A 16,677-nucleotide genomic window follows, 5' to 3' on the forward strand; every position below is an offset into this window, starting at 1 on the left:
ATGAAAGCCTCGTCGTGAACCTCATCATCCAGACTCTCGCCGACGGGCTGGTCCTGGGCGGCATCTATGCGCTCGCCGCCGTCGGCTTCTCGCTGATCTTCGGCGTCCTGCACGTCATCAACCTCAGCCACGGCATCATCGTGCTGATGGGTGCCTATCTGGCGCTGATCTTATCCGAGACGCTGCACGTCGATCCGTTGCTCACCATGCCGCTGGTGATGGCGATCCTGTTCGGCGTGGGTTACGTCTACCAGCGCTTCCTGATCCAGTATGCCGTCGACAGCGCGGCCTTCGCCTCGATCCTGCTGACCTTCGGCGTGGCGCTGATGATGCACAACGTCATGATCTGGGTGTTCTCGCCCGACATGAGGAACATCACGCCGACCTGGGCCTTCACCTCGCTGAAGCTCGGTCCGATCGTGCTGGACGCGGTGCGCGTGAGCTGCCTCGCGGCGAGCCTGATCCTGCTCACCTGTCTCGCCGCGCTGCTGAAGTTCTCGGCGCTGGGCCGCGTCATCCGCGCCACCGCGCAGCAGACGCTGGCGGCCCGCCTGTGCGGGGTGAACGTGCGGCATGTCTATGCCCTGACCTTCGCGGTGTCGGCCGCCTTCGCCGGGGCCGCCGGCATCGTCATCGGCATCATCCTGCCCTTCTCCCCCGCGGACGAGGGGACCTGGACGCTGAACGCCTTCGTCGTCGTCGTCCTGGGGGGCGTCGGCAGCCCGGCGGGCGCCCTGATCGGTGGCCTGCTGCTGGGCGTGGTCAGCACGCTGACGGCGCAGTACATCGGACCGTCCTTCCCCAACGTCACGATGTTCCTGCTGCTCGTCCTGCTGCTCCTGGTGCGCCCGCAGGGCCTGCTCGGCAACGCATTCGCGCCGTCGCGATGAACGCTACCCTGCGCCCCGCGATCTTCGTGGTGATCGTCCTTGCCGTGGCGGCCGTGATGGCCCTGCTGCCGCTGGTGCTGCCGCCGTTCTACGTGCGCGTCGGCCAGCTGATGATCTACTCGGCGGGCCTCGCCGTCGCCTGGACCATCCTCGGCGGTTTTGCCGGCTATGCGAGCTTCGGCCATTCGGCCTTCATCGGCGTCGGCGCCTTTGCCGCGGGCCTGGTGGAGGAACGGCTGTCGGGGCTGCCGGCGCCCCTGTTGCTGCCGGTGGGCCTGGTCGTCGGCGGGCTCGCCTGCGCCGTGCTGTCGGCGGTGGTTGCCTATCCGATCCTGCGCCTGCGCGGCACCTTCTTCGCCATCGCGATGCTGGGCGTCTGCCATGTGTGCGCCGAGCTGAACAACAACATCGACGTTCTGCAGGGATCGCTGGGCCTCAACTTCCCGGCGATCACGCCGAGCGGCTGGGATCCCGCGACCTTCTTCTACGAGCTCTATCTCGTGGCCGGCGTGGTCGTGCTCCTGATCGCCTGGGCGATCCAGCGCAGCCGCTTCGGGGCCGGCCTGCTCAGCATCCGCGAGGACGAGGACACCGCGCGCATGCTCGGCGTGCCGACCGAGCGATACAAGCGGCAGGCCTTCGTGATCAGCGCCGTGCTGACCGGGTTGCTGGGCGTGATCTACGCCCATTCGCTGGGCTACATCACGACCGATTCGGTCTATCGCGACGACACGAACCTCAACCTGATCGTCTATTCCCTGCTGGGCGGGCTCGGCACGCTGTTCGGGCCGGTCATCGGCGCCTTCATGCTGGTGTTCATCACCCAGGTCGTGCTGGCGCGGCTGCTCGACTTCCATCTGTTCGCCACCGGCCTGCTGCTGGTCGTGCTGGTCCTCGCGGCCCCGGGTGGCGTGCTGGGCTTCGTGAAGAGCTGGCGCATGCGCCGGCGCGCCGCCATGCCGGCGCCCGCGGAATGAGCACGGCGCCCATTCTCCGGGTGGAGGCGCTTAGCAAGCGCTTCCGCGGGCTGCTCGCGATCTCCGACGTCTCCTTCGCCGTCGAGACGGGCTCGATCACGAGCGTCATCGGTCCCAACGGTGCCGGCAAGTCGACCCTGTTCAACCTGGTGACGGGCTACCTGCCGCCGACCGCCGGCCTGGTCTCGTTCAAGGAGCAGCCGATCACCGGGCTGGCGACCAACCGCATCGCCGAGCTCGGCGTCGCACGGGCCTTCCAGATCGCCCGGCCGTTCCGCGACCTCAGCGTGACGGAGAACGTCCGCATCGGCGCGCTGTTCGGCAAGGCCGGCGCGCGCGACGTCGCCGCCACGACCCGGCAGGCCCTCGAGCTCGCCGGCATGACGCACCTGGCGACGGAGCCGGCGAGCGCCCTGACCGTGGGCCAGCTCCGGCATCTCGAGGTGGCGCGCGCCATCGCGACCCGCGCCGACCTGCTGCTGGCCGACGAGCCCTGCGCCGGCCTCAATCCGACCGAGACCGCGGCCATGATCGACGTGCTGCGCCGCATCCGCGCGAGCGGCGTGACCGTCGTGCTGGTCGAGCACGACATGCCCTCGGTCATGGAAGTGTCCGACCGCATCCTGGTGCTGGAATCGGGCCGGCTGATCGCCGACGGCACGCCCGCCGAGGTGTCGCAGAATCCGCAGGTGATCGCCGCCTATCTCGGCACGCCCGACTGACTTTTCGCTTGGGGGCGCGCCACTGGAGTGGCGCCCCGAGTAAATTACCGGCCCAGGAATGCCTTCTGGACATAGGCATCGGCCAGCAGCTCCTGGCCGGAGCCGGCGAGCACGACCGCGCCTTTCTCGAGCACATAGCCGCGATGGGCGATGCGCAGCGACTGGTGGAGGTTCTGCTCGACCAGCAGCACGCCGATGCCGCTCTGGTTCACCGCCTCGATCAGCTTGAAGACCTCCTGCACGACGGTCGGCATCAGGCCGAGCGACGGCTCGTCGAGGATGATCAGCCGCGGCTCGGCCATCAGGCCGCGCGCGATGGCGAGCATCTGCTGCTCGCCGCCGCTCATCGAGCCGGCGAGCTGGTTGCGGCGCTCGGCCAGCCGCGGGAAGAGGGTGAAGGCCCTCTCGACCAGGGCGGCGATCTCGGCCCGCTGCTTGATGTGGGCGCCGAGCTGCAGGTTCTCCATCACCGTCATCTGCGGGAAGACCAGGCGGCCCTCGGGGACGAGGGTGATGCCGCGCCGCACGACGACATGGCTGGGCGCGCCGGTCAGCATCTCGCCAGCGAAGCGGATGTCTCCCTTCTGCGGCCGCAGGACGCCGGCGATCATGCGCACCGTGGTCGACTTGCCGGCGCCGTTGGCCCCCAGCAGGGCCACGATCTCACCGGGCTGCACGGAAAGCGACACGTCGCGCACCGCAGCGGCGCCGTCGTAGGCGAAGGCGAGGCTCGAGACGTCGAGAAGGCTCTGGCTCATGCCGCGGTCTCCGGCTGCTGGCGGTAGGCGTAGTTCTTGTCGAGCCGCTCCATCAGGTAGTCGCCGTAGCGCACGGGCGGCCATTGGGCCGGCCGGTCCGGTCCCTGGCAGGTCGGCAGGACCTCGACAATGCTGTCCATCGACATGTCGAAGAAGTAGGGGCAGGAGTAGCGATCGCCCCCCGACAGGTTCGTGACGCGGTGCGGAGTCGACTGCCAGCGGCCGTTGGTCCAGCGCGACAGCATGTCGGCGACGTTGACCACCCAGGTGCCCGGCAGCGGCGGCGCCGCCAGCCAGGTCCCGTCCTTGCGGCGCACTTCGAGGCCGCCGCTGTCGTCCTGGGACAGGATGGTGATGAAGCCGTAGTCGGTATGGGGCGCCGAGCCGAAGGCGGCCTCGGGATCGGTCATGTCGTGCGGCGGATAGTGCAGCAGGCGCAGGAACGTCGTCGCCTGCCCGAAATAGGGCGCGAACCAGTCGCGCGGCAGGCCGAGCGCGAGCGCGAGGGGCTTCAGCAGGCGCAGGCTGAAGGCGTGCATCGCCTGCTCGTAGGCGGTCACTGCCTCGCGGAAGCCCGCCAGGTCGGGCCAAAGGTTCGGCCCGTCGAGCGGCCGGCCGAACCGCGGATCCTCGGGCGCGACCTCGTGCATCAGCATGAAGGATTCGGAATTGTTGGGCTTGGTCACCCTGGCGACCGACGAGGTCTGGATGACCGAGGTCTTGGGCGCCATGTAGCCGCGATGGAAGCGGTTCATGGCGATCGCCTCCTTGGCCGCCCGCGGCATTGCATGGAAGCGGCGGGAGGCGGCGAAGACGCCCTCGACCAGCGCGGCATCGACGCCGATGTCCCGGAAATAGCAGAAGCCGATGGTCGAGAAGGCCTGGTCGAGCTGGCGCGCGAGGGCCTCCTCGCTGCCGCCGGCGAACGAGATGACGGGAAGACCCTGCTGCGCGGTGACGTCGACCGACGTGTCCATCCTTCGTGTTCCCTGTTGCTGTCCTGGCGCACCTTATCGGATCGGGCGCGTCCTGGCAGCGCGGCGTTACCGCAGGTCGGGACGGCCGCGCCCCTGCGGCGATTCTTCCCGGCCGCGCGTGCACAAGGCGGGCCAGCCCGTGGCCGGCGGCCGCCTCAGCGCGCGGTGCGGACCGCCGGCGCGCGGAAGCGGTCGAGGTAGGCGTTGGCGCGCGGCATCGCGTCGTGCAGGAACTGGCCGGGCTCGCGCAGCCACAGACCATCGTAGCCGCGGGACTTCTGCTCGGAGATCAGCACGTCGCGGGGCAGGGGAACGAGGGTCGCGTCCCATCCCGGCCAGCGGCGGCGGGCGCCGCGCCAGACATGGGCGAGGAACTGCGGCCTGTTGGCGTAGCCGTGGTAGTCGAACACCCAGTCGCCGCCGTCGACGAACACGTGGTTGCCCGTTTGGCCGGCCGCCGGCCGGATCCAGAGGGCCTGCATCCCGGGCGTGCCCCAGCGCTCGAGGAAGGCATAGGCCAGGATGTGGCAGGCGCCGCAGGCGAAGAAGACGCGGTCGGGGAGGCTCCAGCGCAGGGTGGCGTTGTCCTTGCGGTAGCCTCGTTTGCGGGGCTGGTACATCGGTTGGGCGGCACTCTACCGCAATCCGCCCGGGCGGGTGCGTATGGCGCGGGCCGGGATGGCACGCGGCTTGCGGCGGGCCTACACTTCACAGCCCGGCAGGGGAGAGCGGCGTGTCGCACGGCCAGCAGAAGCGGATGATGCACCTCGGTGCCTTCGTGCACGAGACCGGTCAGCATGTGGCGGCCTGGCGCCATCCGCGGGCGCACATGCACTCCGGCACGAGCTTCGCGGAGATGACCGAGACGGCTGCCCTCGCCGAGCGCGGCCTCTTCGACCTGCTGTTCCTGGCCGACTCCGCGGCCGTCAACCTGGGCGGCAACGCCGATGCGCGCGGCCGCATGGGCAAGGTCGTGAAGTTCGAGCCGATGACGATCCTCTGCGCCCTGGCAGCGGTCACGCGCAACCTCGGCCTGGTCGCCACCTCCACCACCACCTTCAACGAGCCCTACACGCTCGCCCGCCAGTTCGCTTCGCTGGACCAGATCAGCGGCGGCCGCTCCGGGTGGAACCTCGTCACCTCGAACAACGAGCAGGATGCGCTGAACTACAGCCGCGAGGAGCATCTCAGCCACGCCGACCGCTACGATCGGGCCATCGAGTTCGCCGACGTGGTCAACGGTCTGTGGGACAGCTGGGACGAGGACGCCTTCATCCGCGACAAGGAATCGGGCCGCTTCTTCGATCCGGACAAGCTGCATGTGCTGAACCACAAGGGAAAGCACTTCCAGGTCCGCGGCCCCCTCAACGTCGCCTGTTCGCCGCAGGGCCGGCCGGTGCTGGTGCAGGCCGGCGCCTCCGGTACCGGTCGCGACGTGGCGGCGCGGCTGGCGGAGCTGGTGTTCACCGCCGCCACCACCTTCGAGCAGGCCAAGGCCTTCTACGACGACGTGCGCACGCGCGTCCCGCGCTTCGGCCGCTCGCAGGACCAGGTGCTGGTGATGCCGGGCTTCTATCCCGTGGTGGCGCCGACTGCGTCCGAGGCGCAGGAGAAGTACGACTATCTGCAATCTCTGATCCAGAAGCCGGTCGGCATCTCGATCCTCGAGTACACGATCGGCGTGAAGGGGCTCGACAAGCTGCCGCTCGACGGGCCGGTGCCCGAGATGGCTGATACCAACGGTCCGCTCAGCCGCCAGCGCCTGCTCCTTGAACAGGCGCGGCGCGACAACCTGACCTTCTGGGAGCTCTGCCTCGCCAACGCTGGACCGCGCGGGCATGCGCTCGCGATCGGCACGCCGAGCCAGGTGGCCGACGAGATGGAGCACTGGTTCCGGGACGGCGCGGCCGACGGCTTCAACGTGATGCCGGCCTGGCTTCCCGGCTCGCTCGAGGATTTCGTCGATCTCGTCGTTCCCGAGCTGCAGCGGCGCGGACTGTTCCGCACGCAGTACGAGGCGTCGACGCTGCGCGGCAATCTCGGCCTGCCCAAGCCGGTCAACCGCCATCACGCCGCGCGCCTCGCCGGCGCCGCGGAGTAATTACCCGCCACGGTCGCGGGAATAGTTTTCCGACACACCACTGTCCTTTGAGTCGCGTCGCGCGCGGGCAGTCTGCCTCACCGTGAGCACCGAGCGGCGGCGGCGCGCTCGCGTTCGATGCGAATCTCCAGCGTATCGGTCGTGGCATGACTGTTGCTGCATTGCAGCAACAGAACATCGCGCGCGGGGTCAATGATGGAGATCGGTGTCTTCATTCCCATCGGCAACAACGGGTGGCTCATCTCGTCCACCTCGCCGCAATACACGCCGAGCTTCGACCTCAATCGCGAGATCGTGCTGCGCGCCGAGCGCTACGGGTTCGACTTCGCCCTGTCGATGATCAAGCTCCGCGGCTTCGGCGGCAAGTCGCGCTACTGGGACGACAATCTCGAGTCCTTCACCCTGATGGCCGGGCTCGCCTCCATCACCAGCCGCATCGAGCTCTACGCCACCGTCGCGGTGCTCACCATGCCGCCGCCTCTCACGGCGCGCATGGCCATGACGATCGATTCGATCAGCCACGGCCGCTTCGGCGTCAACCTGGTCACCGGCTGGCAGAAGGCAGAGTACGACCAGATGGGCCTGTGGCCGGGCGACGAGCACTTCAAGCACCGATACGCGCTGCTCGACGAGTACGCGACCGTGATGGAGGAGCTGTGGGCCAAGGGCCAGAGCGACCTCAAGGGCCAGTACTACACGATGAACGATTGCCGCCTGGGGCCGCTGCCCTCGCGCCAGATCCCGCTGATCTGCGCCGGCACCAGCGACGCCGGCATGAAGTTCGCGGCCAGGCACTGCGCCTACAATTTCTGCAGCGGCAACGGCGAGATGAACAATCCGCGCGACTGCGCCGACTCCGTGGCGCGCCTGCGCGCGTGCACGTCGGAGGCGGGGACGTCCACCAAGGCGCTCGCCCTCACCATGATCATCGCCGACGAGACCGACGAGGCCGCGATGGCCAAGTGGGAGCACTACAAGGCCGGTACCGACCTCGATGCGCTGGCCTGGAGCCGCGCCCAGGCCGGCGCCGACAAGTATGCCGCCGACAACTCGACCGCCGGTCGCATCCGGCGTCGCGAACCGCTGCCCAACAGCGGGTCTCGCCTCATCGGTTCCTATGCCACCGTCGCGCGGCTGCTCGACGAGATGGCGGAGATCGAGGGGCTGGCCGGCGTCATGCTGACCTTCGACGACTTCGTGATCGGCGTCGAGCAGTTCGGGCAGCGCATCCAGCCGCTGATGCGCAGCCGGGCCAACTTCGCGCGGGCGGCCTGATTTGGACGCCCTTGTCGCCCCCGGCTCCGTGACGGTACGGCCGCAGCTCGACCTCGAGCTGCGCGGCATCCGCAAGCGCTACGGCGACTTCACCGCCGTCGACGGCGTGTCGTTGCAGATCGCCAAGGGGCAGTTCGTCTGCCTGCTCGGCCCCTCGGGCTGCGGCAAGACGACGACGCTGCGCTGCATCGCGGGCCTCGAGGAGCCCGACGACGGCGACATCCTGATCGGCGGGACCGAGGTCACGCGCGACCCGCCCTGGCAGCGCGACATCGCCATGATGTTCCAGGATTTCGCGCTGTTTCCCCACATGACCGTCGCCAGGCAGGTCGGCTTCGGGCTCGAGATGCTGAAGAAGCCCCGCGCCGAGATCGCCAAGCGCGTCTCCGAGGTGCTGGCGGCGTTCGAGATCGGCGCCCTGGCCGACCGCAAGCCGGCCAGCCTGTCGGGCGGCCAGCGCCAGCGCGTGGCGCTGGCCCGGGCGATGATCACCGAGCCGCGCATCCTGCTCCTCGACGAGCCGATCGGGGCACTCGACTACTCGTTGCGCGAGACGGTGATGCTGGAGCTGAAGCTGCTGCAGCAGCGCACCGGCATCTCCTTCATCTGGGTGACGCACGACCAGAACGAGGCCTTCTCCCTGGGCGACCTCGTGGTGGTGATGAACCACGCCCGCATCGAGCAGCAGGGACCGGCCGCGGAGATCCTGCAGAAGCCGAGGACGGCCTTCGTCGCGAGCTTCGTGCAGGGCAACAACGTCTTTCGCGGCCGCGTCGTCGGCACCTCGGGCGACGGGCTCGTCCAGGTCGAGACCACGGCGGGCCGGTTCCTGGTGCCGCGCGAGGGCGCGCCGCTGCCCTTCACCGGCGAGGACGTGTCGTTCTCCGTCCGGGCCGAGCAGATCACCGACCTGCCGTCGGAGCAGCAGCCCAATCGGCTGGCGGCGCGCTGCACGGCCGTCGAGTATTTCGGCGCGGTGCGGCGGCACATCTTCGAGCGGTCGGACGGCGAGGTGCTGAAGTACGACCAGTTCGGCGCCCAGGCCGGGCGAATCGTCCCGGGACAGACGGTGCAGCTCGGCTGGGCCGTCGAGGACTCGGTGCTGCACCGGGCGGCGCCGGCATGAGCACGATCCGGGTCCGCTCGCCGGCCAGCTACTGGCTCGCCGCGCCGGCGGCGCTCTGGATGCTGGGCGTGGTGGTGGTCCCGATCGCGCTGCTGGTCTGGGTTTCCTTCTGGGGCGGCCGGTCCTTCTCGCCGGCGAGCCCGCTCACCTTCGACAACTACGCGCGCTTCTTCGCCAACCCGACCTACATCAGGCTGATCGGCAGCACCGTCCTGCACACGCTGACCCTGATGGCCATCACCGGCGTGCTGGGCTACTGCATCGCCTACTTCCTGGTCATGAAGGTGCGGCATCCGGGCTGGCGGCTGGCCCTGTTCCTCGCCTTCGTCATCCCGTTCTGGACCAGCACGCTGATACGGGCGATCGCCTGGGTGCCGTTCCTCGGCGTCAACGGCGTCATCAACCAGTTCCTGATGTTCACCGGCGCGACGCAGTCGCCGATCGAGGCGTTCCTCTACTCGCACGCCGGCATCACCATGGCGCAGGTGTCGCTGTACACGATGATGGCCGCCGGGCCGGTCGTGTACATGCTGGGCTCGATCCAGCCCCAGCTCCGCGAAGCCGCCATGACGCTCAAGGCGACTCCGGTCGTGGTATTCACGCGCGTGGTCTTCCCGCTCACGCTGCCGGGCGTCGTGATCGGCCAGGTGCTGGTGTTCCTCAACGTCATGGCCGACTTCGCCACCGTGGCGACGATCGGCGGCAACAAGCATGCATTGCTGCCCAACCTGGTGCTGCTGTTCTACGAAAGCTCGCAGCTGCGGGGCGCCTCGGTCGTCGCCGTCCTGCTGATGATCTGCATGCTGATCGGCGTGATCGTCGCGCTGCGCGTGGTCGACGTGCGCCGCCTGGGGGCCGACCGGTGAGGCGCGGCGAGCTGCTCGGCTGGAAAGCGCGGTCGAGCCTGACCGGCTGGGTGCTGGGCACGCTCACCATCCTGTTCCTTGCCTACCAGTGGCTGCCGATCTTCACGCTCGGCCTCCTGTCGTTCAGCGGGCCGACCGGCGGCACGACCTTCCCGATGAACGGCGTGTCGCTGCACTGGTACGAGGAGCTGTGGCGTGCCTCGGTGATGAACGACTTCAAGCCGCCGCTGATGCGCTCGGTCCTGCTGGCGCTGGCCTGCTCGGCCACCACCGTCGTGCTGTCGGTGATGGCCGCGCAGGCGATGCGGGGCCAGTTCCGGGGCAACGGCTGGTTCTTCTACCTGATGCTGCTCGGCATCATGGCACCGGGCATCCTGGTGGGCTTCGGCTTCGCCATCTTGATGCGCCTGATCGGCGTCCAGCTGTCGTGGGACAGCACGACGTTCCTGGTCCAGGTGTCGTGGACCCTGCCGTTCGGCTTCCTGACGATGCTCGCCGTGTTCAACCGCTTCGACAAGCGGGTCGAGGAAGCGGCGCTGACGCTGGGCGCCTCGCGAATCGCCGCCTTCCGGCGGATCACCCTGCCGCTGGTCCTGCCCGGCGTGATCGGCGCCGGCCTGTTCGGTTTCTCGCTGAGCTACGACGAGTACGCCCGCAGCATGTTCACGACCGGCCCCGACGGGACGCTGCCGCTCGCCGTCATGGCCCAGCTCGACCGCCAGCTCACCCCGGAGATCTATGCCGTCGGCACCACCACCACCGTCTTTTCCCTGATCGCCGTGACACTCTGCACCTTCGGGTTCTGGGCGATGCGCCGGTCGACGTCGTTGAGAAGAACATGAAGGAGGCTTCGACATGCTGATCAGACGCCGTACACTCCTGGCCGCCGCGGGCGCATCGACCGTGGCGTCCTCGCTGGCCGCTCCCGCCATCGCCCAGTCCAAGCAGATCCAGCTGGCCGGCGCTTCGTACGACATGCGCGAGGCCATCCTGGGCGAGTTCGCCAAGCGCACCGGCATCACGCCGCGGCCCTTCGTCAACCCGTCGACCCAGGTCCGCATCGATCGCCTGCGGACCGCGCCGATCGACTGCGTGCTGACCGACGCGCCGTTCGCCGCCTACGCCAACAGCGAGAAGCTGGTGACGCCGATCGACACGTCGCGGCTGACCAACTGGTCCAAGATGCATCCGCTGCTGAAGGACGGCCGCGCCACGCCGACGGCGCCGCTGGGCTTCGGCGCCAATCCCGGCCGCATGATGTATGTCGACGAGGCGCGGACCAAGGTGTCGTTCGTGCCGATGTTCTTCCAGATGGATTCGATCGGCTACAACGCCTCGAAGATCCCGGCCGAGAACAACGTCCTGTCGTGGGGCGAACTGTTCAATCCCAAGTGGCGCGGCAAGGTCGCCATGTTCGGCATCGACTGGCTGGGCATGCTGAATGCCGCCATGGGCATGCGGGCGCTCGGCCTGTTCGACCCGGCCGACATCAGCAACCTCACCGACAAGGAAGTCGACACGGTCGTCGCCTTCCTCAAGGAGAAGAAGAAGGAAGGCCACTTCCGGGCGATGTGGAAGAGCTACGGCGAGCTCGTGAACCTGATGGCCTCCGAGGAGGTCTGGATTGCCGACGCCTGGTGGCCGGTGATCGTCGAGGTCTCCGGCAAGGGCATCCCGGTGCACTATGCCGTCGCCAAGGAAGGCTATCGCGCCTGGTGCAACGGCTACGCCATCTCCGCCACGAGCAAGAACACCGATGCCTGCTACGAGTGGCTGAACTACTGGATGGAGGGCTATCCCGGCGCGCGGCAGGCGGAGATCGGTTACTTCTCGACGGTGCTGGGGACCTACGAGAAGTACCTCGATCCCAAGCTCGTCAAGGAAGTCTATGGCGGCGTCGGCCGCGACGGCGGCTCGCTGGAGGACCGCGCCCAGCGGGTCTTCGTCTGGAACACCCGCCCCAAGAATCTCGAGTACTATACCGAGAAGTGGAACGAGTTCCTGGCAGCCTAGCAGGGAGGCAATCGATGAAGGCGCCGCTGTTCCGGCGAGCTCGCGAGGGCGGCGTCTTCCGGATCTCGCCGGCCGACACCAACAAGTTCGTGCTGGCCGTCGATCCCGTGGCCGACAAGGCGCCGTTCCTGTCGGTCATCGAGATCTTCGAGCCCGGCGGCAAGACGCCGCTGCACAAGCACGACCGGGCGCACGAGATGTTCTACGTGCTGAGCGGCCGCGGCCGCGCGCATTGCGGCGGCAAGACCTACGAGATGGCGAAGGGCGACACGCTGGTCCTGCCGCCCGGCCTCGACCATGTCGTCGAGAATGCCGGCCGGCGGCGGCTCTACTGCCTCACGGTGATGCTGCCCAACGAGGGTCTCGCGGAGCTGATCCGCGCCGGCCAGCCGATGGCGTTGGACGCCACCGACCGGGCGGTGGTCAGCGCTCCCCGGTCTCGATCCGGCTCCAGTCGAGGTCGAGCATCTTCACGTCGTAGTCCTGCAGCGACTGCCAGTGCCGGCCGAGGTCGCCCGCGAAAAGGCCGCGGGTGACGCCGGCCACCAGGCGGGGCACGGCGATGTTCATGGCGTTGATGCTGCTGCCGGAGGGGCCGAAGCTCAGCGTCGAGCCGATGCCGAAGACATGGATGTCGGCCAGCCACGGCGCCTCGCCGGGCACCTTCTCGAGCAGGGCGAAGTCAGGTCCGAGATAGGGGAAGGCGGCCAGCAGCGGGTCTTCCTCGCCCGGTGGCGGCGTGAAGCGGTCGCCCCACAAGGCGACCTTGTCGGCGAAGGACGCGAGCTCGGGCCGCAGGCCGAGATTCTGCCGGATTCCGGTGCCGCAGATCGCGAAGTCGGCGACGAAGGGCCCGCGCGTCGTCTCGAGCCGGATGCGCCCATCCTCCATGCGCGCATCCGTCCACGACCGCTCGACATGCATGGTGAAGCGCTCGGCATGGGCCATCACGCGGGTGTAGGTGTCGGGCGGGAAGCCTTCCCGGGCGCGCAGGATGGTGCCGACCATGCGCCATCGCCACAGGTCGGGCATGTCGCCGATATGGCGCATGAAGCCGGCGAAGGTGAGCCAGCGGAAGCGCTGCACGCCGGTCGGTCGGCGCCGGCAGAAGAGATGGACCTCGGCGCCGTGCTCGAGCGCCACCGCGGCATTGTCCATGGCCGAGGCGCCGGCGCCCAGCACCGCCACGACCTTGCCGCGCAGTCGCTCGAAGTCGATGGCGAGCTCGCAGGTATGGGCACGGCGGTCGGCCGGCAGGGCCCGCACGAACTCGGGCATCCACCATTCGCCGGTGCCGTCCTGGCCGGTCGCCAGCACCAGCTTGCGCGTCGCCAGCACCTCGCCGCTGGACAGGGTCACCAGCAGGCACGAGCCGCCGTCGTCGAGCGTGCCCGGGGCAATCGCCGTGGCGGCGACGCCGTTGCGCACCGGCAGGCCCAGCACCCGCCGGTACCAGACGAGATAATTGTGCCAGTCCACGCTCGGGATCAGGTGCAGGTCGGTGAAGGCCTGCGCGCCGTGCTGCGCCTCGTACCACGCCTGGAAGGTCAAGCCGGGAATGTCGAGGTCCGGCCCGGTCTGCTCCTTGGGGCTGCGCAGCGTCGGCATCCGCGCGTAGGTCGTCCAGGGGCCTTCCTGTCCCTCGGGGGCGCGGTCGATGACCAGGATGTTGTCGACCCGCTCGCGCATCAGGGCGAAGGCGGTCGCCAGTCCCGACTGGCCGGCGCCGACGACCAGCGCGTCCAGGGCCGGCCGGCCGCCGTGGAGCCTCGGCACCATCCAGTCGGCCCGAGGATGAGCGGTCAGCGCGAGTTCGCGCACGACTTCGGCCTCGAGCGCCTTCAGACCTCGTTGCGCGTTCATGTCGAGCCCAGGCATTCCAGCAGCAGGGTGTTGAAGGGGTCGGGTTGCGTGACGTTGATGGCGTGGCCGCCCCAGGGGAAAAGCTCCAGGCGCGCGCCGGGGATGGAAGCGGCCAGCGCCTCCGACATGGCGCTCGGCACCAGCACATCGTCGCGCGACGCGACGATCAGGGTCGGCAGGGACAGGCGCGCAAGGTCGGGGCCGGCGTCGAAGGCGAGCAGGGCGGCGATGCGGGCCTGAAGCGTCTCGGCACCCTGGAAGCCCGCGAGCCCGTGCGCCTCTTCGTGCGCGGCGCGGTCGGCGTTCCGCTCCAGCCAGTCGGCGGGGAAGAGGAAGATCGGCTGGGCACGGACATAGGCCGACGGTCCCTCGTGGCGCAGCAGCGCCAGGCGCATGTCGAAGCAGCGCCGCGTGTGGGCGGCGGCTTTGGCCCAGCCGTTGACGACGCAGAGCGAGAGCAGGCGTTCGGGTGCCCGGGTCGCCAGCGCCAGCCCGACCAGGCCGCCCAGCGCATGGCCGACGAAATGCGCCGCCGGGGTCCGGCTGGCGTCGAGTACGGCGCACGCCTCGTCGGCCATGGCCGCGATGCTGTGGTCGGCCGGCAGGGGCCGCCGGGCACGCCCCGTGCCCGCCTGGTCGTAGGTCACGACGCGATAGCGGGTGCGCAGGGCATCGAGTTGGGGCGCCCAGTAGCCGGCCGTCCCGCCGAGCCCGGCCGACAGGAGCACGGTCTCGGCGTCGGGATGCGGGCCGTCGAGGATGTCGAAGGCCGGTGCGTCGCTCACTTGCCGATGTGGGCGATCGTGGCGATCTCGACCAGGGCCTCGGGCTTCACCAGGCCGCACTGGATGCAGTAGCGCGCCGGCTTGTCGCCCGGGAAGTACCTGGCGTAGACCGCGTTCACCGCGCCGTAGTTGGCCCAGTCGGTGAGGAAGATCTGGTTGAAGGTGACGTCGGCCATGGTGCCGCCGGCGGTCTCGATCACCGACTTGATCTGCTCCAGCACGTATTCGGTCTGCTTGCCGGCGTCGCCGACGTGCACGACGTTGGTGTCCTTGTCGAGCGCCAGCGTGCCCGCGACGTAGACGACGCCGTCGGCCAGGGCGCCGGGCGAGTAGGGCGCCAGCGTCTTGCCGGAGCCGGGCGGGAAGATGGCTTTCATGGGCATCAGGACTTTTCCTCGGTCAGCATCGGATTGATGTTGGCGGCCAGCGCGTTGCGGAACTCCTCGACCGAGGAGACCCAGCCGAAGAACTTCTCGATGTTATAGAGCGACGCCTCCTGGATGAAGGCGGGACCGGCATGGTGCGTGGCGTCGTGAAGCACCACGCTGAAGTACTCCAGATGGAAGCTGTCGCGCAGGGTCGACTCGACGCAGACGTTGGTGGCGATGCCGGTGAAGACCAGGGAACGGATGCCGCGGGCCCGCAGGAGGCTGTCGAGCTGGGTGTTGAAGAAGGCGCTGTAGCGCGGCTTGGCCACCTTGATGTCGCCCGCCTGCGGCTGCAGGGCGTCGACGAGCGCGTAGTCCCAGCCGCCCTTGGCCAGGAGCTTGCCGTAGAGCTCGGGCTTGCGGCGCATGGTCTTGAAGGCGTTCGACTTGTGCCAGTTCGGCGACCCGGGGCCGCCCGCCTCGATGTAGTCGGCGTCCCAGCCGTTCTGGAAGTACACGACCGGCATCCCGGCGGCGCGGGCGGCGGCCGTGGCTTCGGTGATCTTCTCGATGACCGGCGCGGCGCCGGCGACGTCGAAGCCGGCATGGTCGAGATAGCCGCCGGGCGAAGCGTAGGCGTTCTGCATGTCGACGACGATCAGCGCCGTCTCGGCGGGGCGGATCATGATGGGCTCGGGGCGCGCCGGCAGGCGACGCGCGGCGGGATCGTCGACCGGGAAGTAGCTCACCGGCGCGCTCATGCCGCGGCCTTCGCGGCCGGCGCGACGTGGCGCCGGCTCTTCATCAGCGGCTGGATCCGTTCGCCGAACGTCTCGGTGCCGGAGACGAACTCGTCGAAGGTGAGCAGCACCCCGGCCAGGCCCGGGATGGTCGCGACCTCGTCGAGCAGGCGCGCCACCTTGGCGTGCGAGCCCAGCAGCAGGCCGATGTTGATGTTCACCATCGAGGCTGGATCGATCGCGTGGCGCACGTTGCTGTCCCCGGTCGGATTCTTGTCGGCCGTGGCCTGCTCGACCAGCCAGGACAGCGCCTCGAGATCGGCGCCCTGCTTGTAGAGCTCCCACTTGGCCTCGGCCTCGGCGTTGGTCTCGCCGGTGATGACCATGAACAGGGCATAGGACGCCACCTTGCGGCCCGTCTTCTCGGCATAGGACTGCATGCGCGAGACCGTGTCGCTGCAGGCCAGCGGCGTGTTGATGCCCTTGCCGAAGCAGAAATTGTAGTCGGCGTACTGCGCGGTGAACTCCAGCCCGGCATCGCTCTGGCCGGCGCAGATCACCTTCATGTCGGCCTGCGGGCGCGGGCTGAGGCGACAGTCGTTCATGGTGAAGAAGTCGCCCTTGAGGTCCGAGACGCCCCTCTCCCAGAGGTCGCGCAGGATCTGCACATACTCGGCGGCGTAGCGGTAGCGGTGCGCGAAGTACGCGTCGCCCGGCCACAGGCCCATCTGGGAATATTCCGGCCGCTGCCAGCCGGTGATGACGTTCAGGCCGAAGCGTCCGTTGGAGATCGAATCGATGGTCGCGCACATGCGCGCGGCGATGGCGGGGGGCACGGCGAGCGTCGGGACGGTGGCGAACAGGCGGATGCGCGAGGTGACGGCGGCGAGGCCCGCCATGAGGGTGAAGGACTCGAGGTTGTGGTCCCAGAACTCGCTCTTCCCGCCGAAGCCGCGCAGCTTGATCATCGACAGGACGAAGTCGAGACCGTAGCGCTCGGCGTTCTGGGTGGTCCGCCGGTTGAGCTCGAAGCTCGGCTTGTACTGCGGTGACGTTGTCGAGATGAGCCAGCCGTTGCTGCCGATGGGAATGAAGACGCCGATTTCCATGCGCTGATCTCCTGCCGAGAGGGGATGCGATGGCGGCGATGCAAAAGGCGGACCGCGGGCGAATGCTGGCGGGGAAGGCACGACGCTCAACTTTGGATCACCCCGGA

At 68.7% G+C, this 16,677-nt stretch carries 18 protein-coding genes; 10 read left to right on the forward strand and 8 right to left on the reverse strand.

Annotated elements, in window-relative coordinates:
* The first annotated feature begins 14 nt into the window (after nucleotides 1–14).
* Genes ACO073_RS28760 through ACO073_RS28770 form a run of 3 tightly spaced genes read left to right on the forward strand, consistent with a single transcriptional unit; the run spans nucleotide 15 to nucleotide 2,589 of the window.
* Nucleotides 15–890 carry a branched-chain amino acid ABC transporter permease gene (locus tag ACO073_RS28760; protein WP_422002643.1) on the forward strand — a complete coding sequence of 292 codons (876 nt, stop codon included), beginning with the start codon at nucleotides 15–17 and terminating at the stop codon, nucleotides 888–890.
* The gene (locus ACO073_RS28765; RefSeq protein ID WP_422002645.1) at nucleotides 887–1,867 is read left to right on the forward strand and encodes a branched-chain amino acid ABC transporter permease; all 981 of its coding nucleotides are present in this window, start codon (nucleotides 887–889) and stop codon (nucleotides 1,865–1,867) included. Before ACO073_RS28760 ends, ACO073_RS28765 begins: the two co-directional genes overlap by 4 nt.
* Nucleotides 1,864–2,589: an ABC transporter ATP-binding protein gene (locus ACO073_RS28770; protein WP_422002647.1), complete on the forward strand. Its 726-nt coding sequence runs from the start codon at nucleotides 1,864–1,866 to the stop codon at nucleotides 2,587–2,589. The genes ACO073_RS28765 and ACO073_RS28770 overlap by 4 nt, the downstream gene beginning before the upstream one ends.
* Nucleotides 2,590–2,633: 44 nt before the next feature.
* Here ACO073_RS28770 and ACO073_RS28775 read toward each other — a convergent pair whose 3' ends face one another.
* The 3 genes from ACO073_RS28775 to ACO073_RS28785 form a co-directional block, all read right to left on the reverse strand.
* Entirely contained in the window at nucleotides 2,634–3,347 is a 714-nt protein-coding gene (locus ACO073_RS28775) for an ABC transporter ATP-binding protein (protein ID WP_422002649.1), read from the reverse strand.
* Nucleotides 3,344–4,324, reverse strand: a complete 981-nt coding sequence (locus tag ACO073_RS28780) for an isopenicillin N synthase family dioxygenase (protein ID WP_422002651.1) — start codon at nucleotides 4,322–4,324, stop codon at nucleotides 3,344–3,346. The genes ACO073_RS28775 and ACO073_RS28780 overlap by 4 nt, the downstream gene beginning before the upstream one ends.
* Nucleotides 4,325–4,479: 155 nt before the next feature.
* Nucleotides 4,480–4,944 (reverse strand): hypothetical protein, encoded by a 465-nt coding sequence (locus ACO073_RS28785; RefSeq protein ID WP_422002653.1) that lies wholly within the window; start codon nucleotides 4,942–4,944, stop codon nucleotides 4,480–4,482.
* 113 nt (nucleotides 4,945–5,057) lie between these two features.
* Between ACO073_RS28785 and ACO073_RS28790 the strand changes: the two genes are divergently transcribed.
* The 7 genes from ACO073_RS28790 to ACO073_RS28820 all read left to right on the forward strand — a co-directional run bounded on the left by ACO073_RS28790 (nucleotide 5,058) and on the right by ACO073_RS28820 (nucleotide 12,241).
* Entirely contained in the window at nucleotides 5,058–6,425 is a 1,368-nt protein-coding gene (locus ACO073_RS28790) for an LLM class flavin-dependent oxidoreductase (RefSeq protein WP_422002655.1), read from the forward strand.
* Nucleotides 6,426–6,620: 195 nt separating this feature from the next.
* Nucleotides 6,621–7,700, forward strand: a complete 1,080-nt coding sequence (rutA, locus tag ACO073_RS28795; protein ID WP_422002657.1) for a pyrimidine utilization protein A — start codon at nucleotides 6,621–6,623, stop codon at nucleotides 7,698–7,700.
* Nucleotides 7,701–7,728: 28 nt separating this feature from the next.
* A complete protein-coding gene (locus ACO073_RS28800) occupies nucleotides 7,729–8,826 on the forward strand; it encodes an ABC transporter ATP-binding protein (protein WP_422002659.1) in 1,098 nt (365 codons plus the stop codon).
* Nucleotides 8,823–9,692: an ABC transporter permease gene (locus ACO073_RS28805; RefSeq protein WP_422002661.1), complete on the forward strand. Its 870-nt coding sequence runs from the start codon at nucleotides 8,823–8,825 to the stop codon at nucleotides 9,690–9,692. The genes ACO073_RS28800 and ACO073_RS28805 overlap by 4 nt, the downstream gene beginning before the upstream one ends.
* The gene (locus tag ACO073_RS28810) at nucleotides 9,689–10,534 is read left to right on the forward strand and encodes an ABC transporter permease (protein ID WP_422002663.1); all 846 of its coding nucleotides are present in this window, start codon (nucleotides 9,689–9,691) and stop codon (nucleotides 10,532–10,534) included. The genes ACO073_RS28805 and ACO073_RS28810 overlap by 4 nt, the downstream gene beginning before the upstream one ends.
* Before the next feature lie 13 nt (nucleotides 10,535–10,547).
* Nucleotides 10,548–11,705 (forward strand): ABC transporter substrate-binding protein, encoded by a 1,158-nt coding sequence (locus ACO073_RS28815; protein ID WP_422002665.1) that lies wholly within the window; start codon nucleotides 10,548–10,550, stop codon nucleotides 11,703–11,705.
* Nucleotides 11,706–11,719: 14 nt separating this feature from the next.
* Complete coding sequence (locus ACO073_RS28820) at nucleotides 11,720–12,241, forward strand: cupin domain-containing protein (protein WP_422002666.1); 522 nt, start codon at nucleotides 11,720–11,722, stop codon at nucleotides 12,239–12,241.
* Here the strand turns inward: ACO073_RS28820 and ACO073_RS28825 are convergent.
* The 5 genes from ACO073_RS28825 to rutA (ACO073_RS28845) are packed head-to-tail and all read right to left on the reverse strand — an operon-like array spanning nucleotide 12,129 to nucleotide 16,570.
* Nucleotides 12,129–13,568, reverse strand: a complete 1,440-nt coding sequence (locus ACO073_RS28825; protein WP_422002668.1) for an FAD/NAD(P)-binding protein — start codon at nucleotides 13,566–13,568, stop codon at nucleotides 12,129–12,131. The genes ACO073_RS28820 and ACO073_RS28825 overlap by 113 nt on opposite strands.
* Nucleotides 13,565–14,353, reverse strand: a complete 789-nt coding sequence (gene rutD, locus ACO073_RS28830) for a pyrimidine utilization protein D (RefSeq protein ID WP_422002669.1) — start codon at nucleotides 14,351–14,353, stop codon at nucleotides 13,565–13,567. The genes ACO073_RS28825 and rutD overlap by 4 nt, the downstream gene beginning before the upstream one ends.
* Nucleotides 14,350–14,736 (reverse strand): pyrimidine utilization protein C, encoded by a 387-nt coding sequence (rutC, locus tag ACO073_RS28835; protein WP_422002671.1) that lies wholly within the window; start codon nucleotides 14,734–14,736, stop codon nucleotides 14,350–14,352. The genes rutD and rutC overlap by 4 nt, the downstream gene beginning before the upstream one ends.
* Entirely contained in the window at nucleotides 14,736–15,482 is a 747-nt protein-coding gene (gene rutB, locus ACO073_RS28840; RefSeq protein ID WP_422002673.1) for a pyrimidine utilization protein B, read from the reverse strand. The genes rutC and rutB overlap by 1 nt, the downstream gene beginning before the upstream one ends.
* Nucleotides 15,479–16,570, reverse strand: coding sequence for a pyrimidine utilization protein A (gene rutA, locus ACO073_RS28845; protein ID WP_422002675.1), 1,092 nt, complete (start codon nucleotides 16,568–16,570; stop codon nucleotides 15,479–15,481). Before rutA (ACO073_RS28845) ends, rutB begins: the two co-directional genes overlap by 4 nt.
* Nucleotides 16,571–16,677 lie beyond the last annotated feature (107 nt).

The sequence above is a fragment of the Reyranella sp. genome (assembly GCF_965229815.1).
Classification (GTDB): domain Bacteria; phylum Pseudomonadota; class Alphaproteobacteria; order Reyranellales; family Reyranellaceae; genus Reyranella.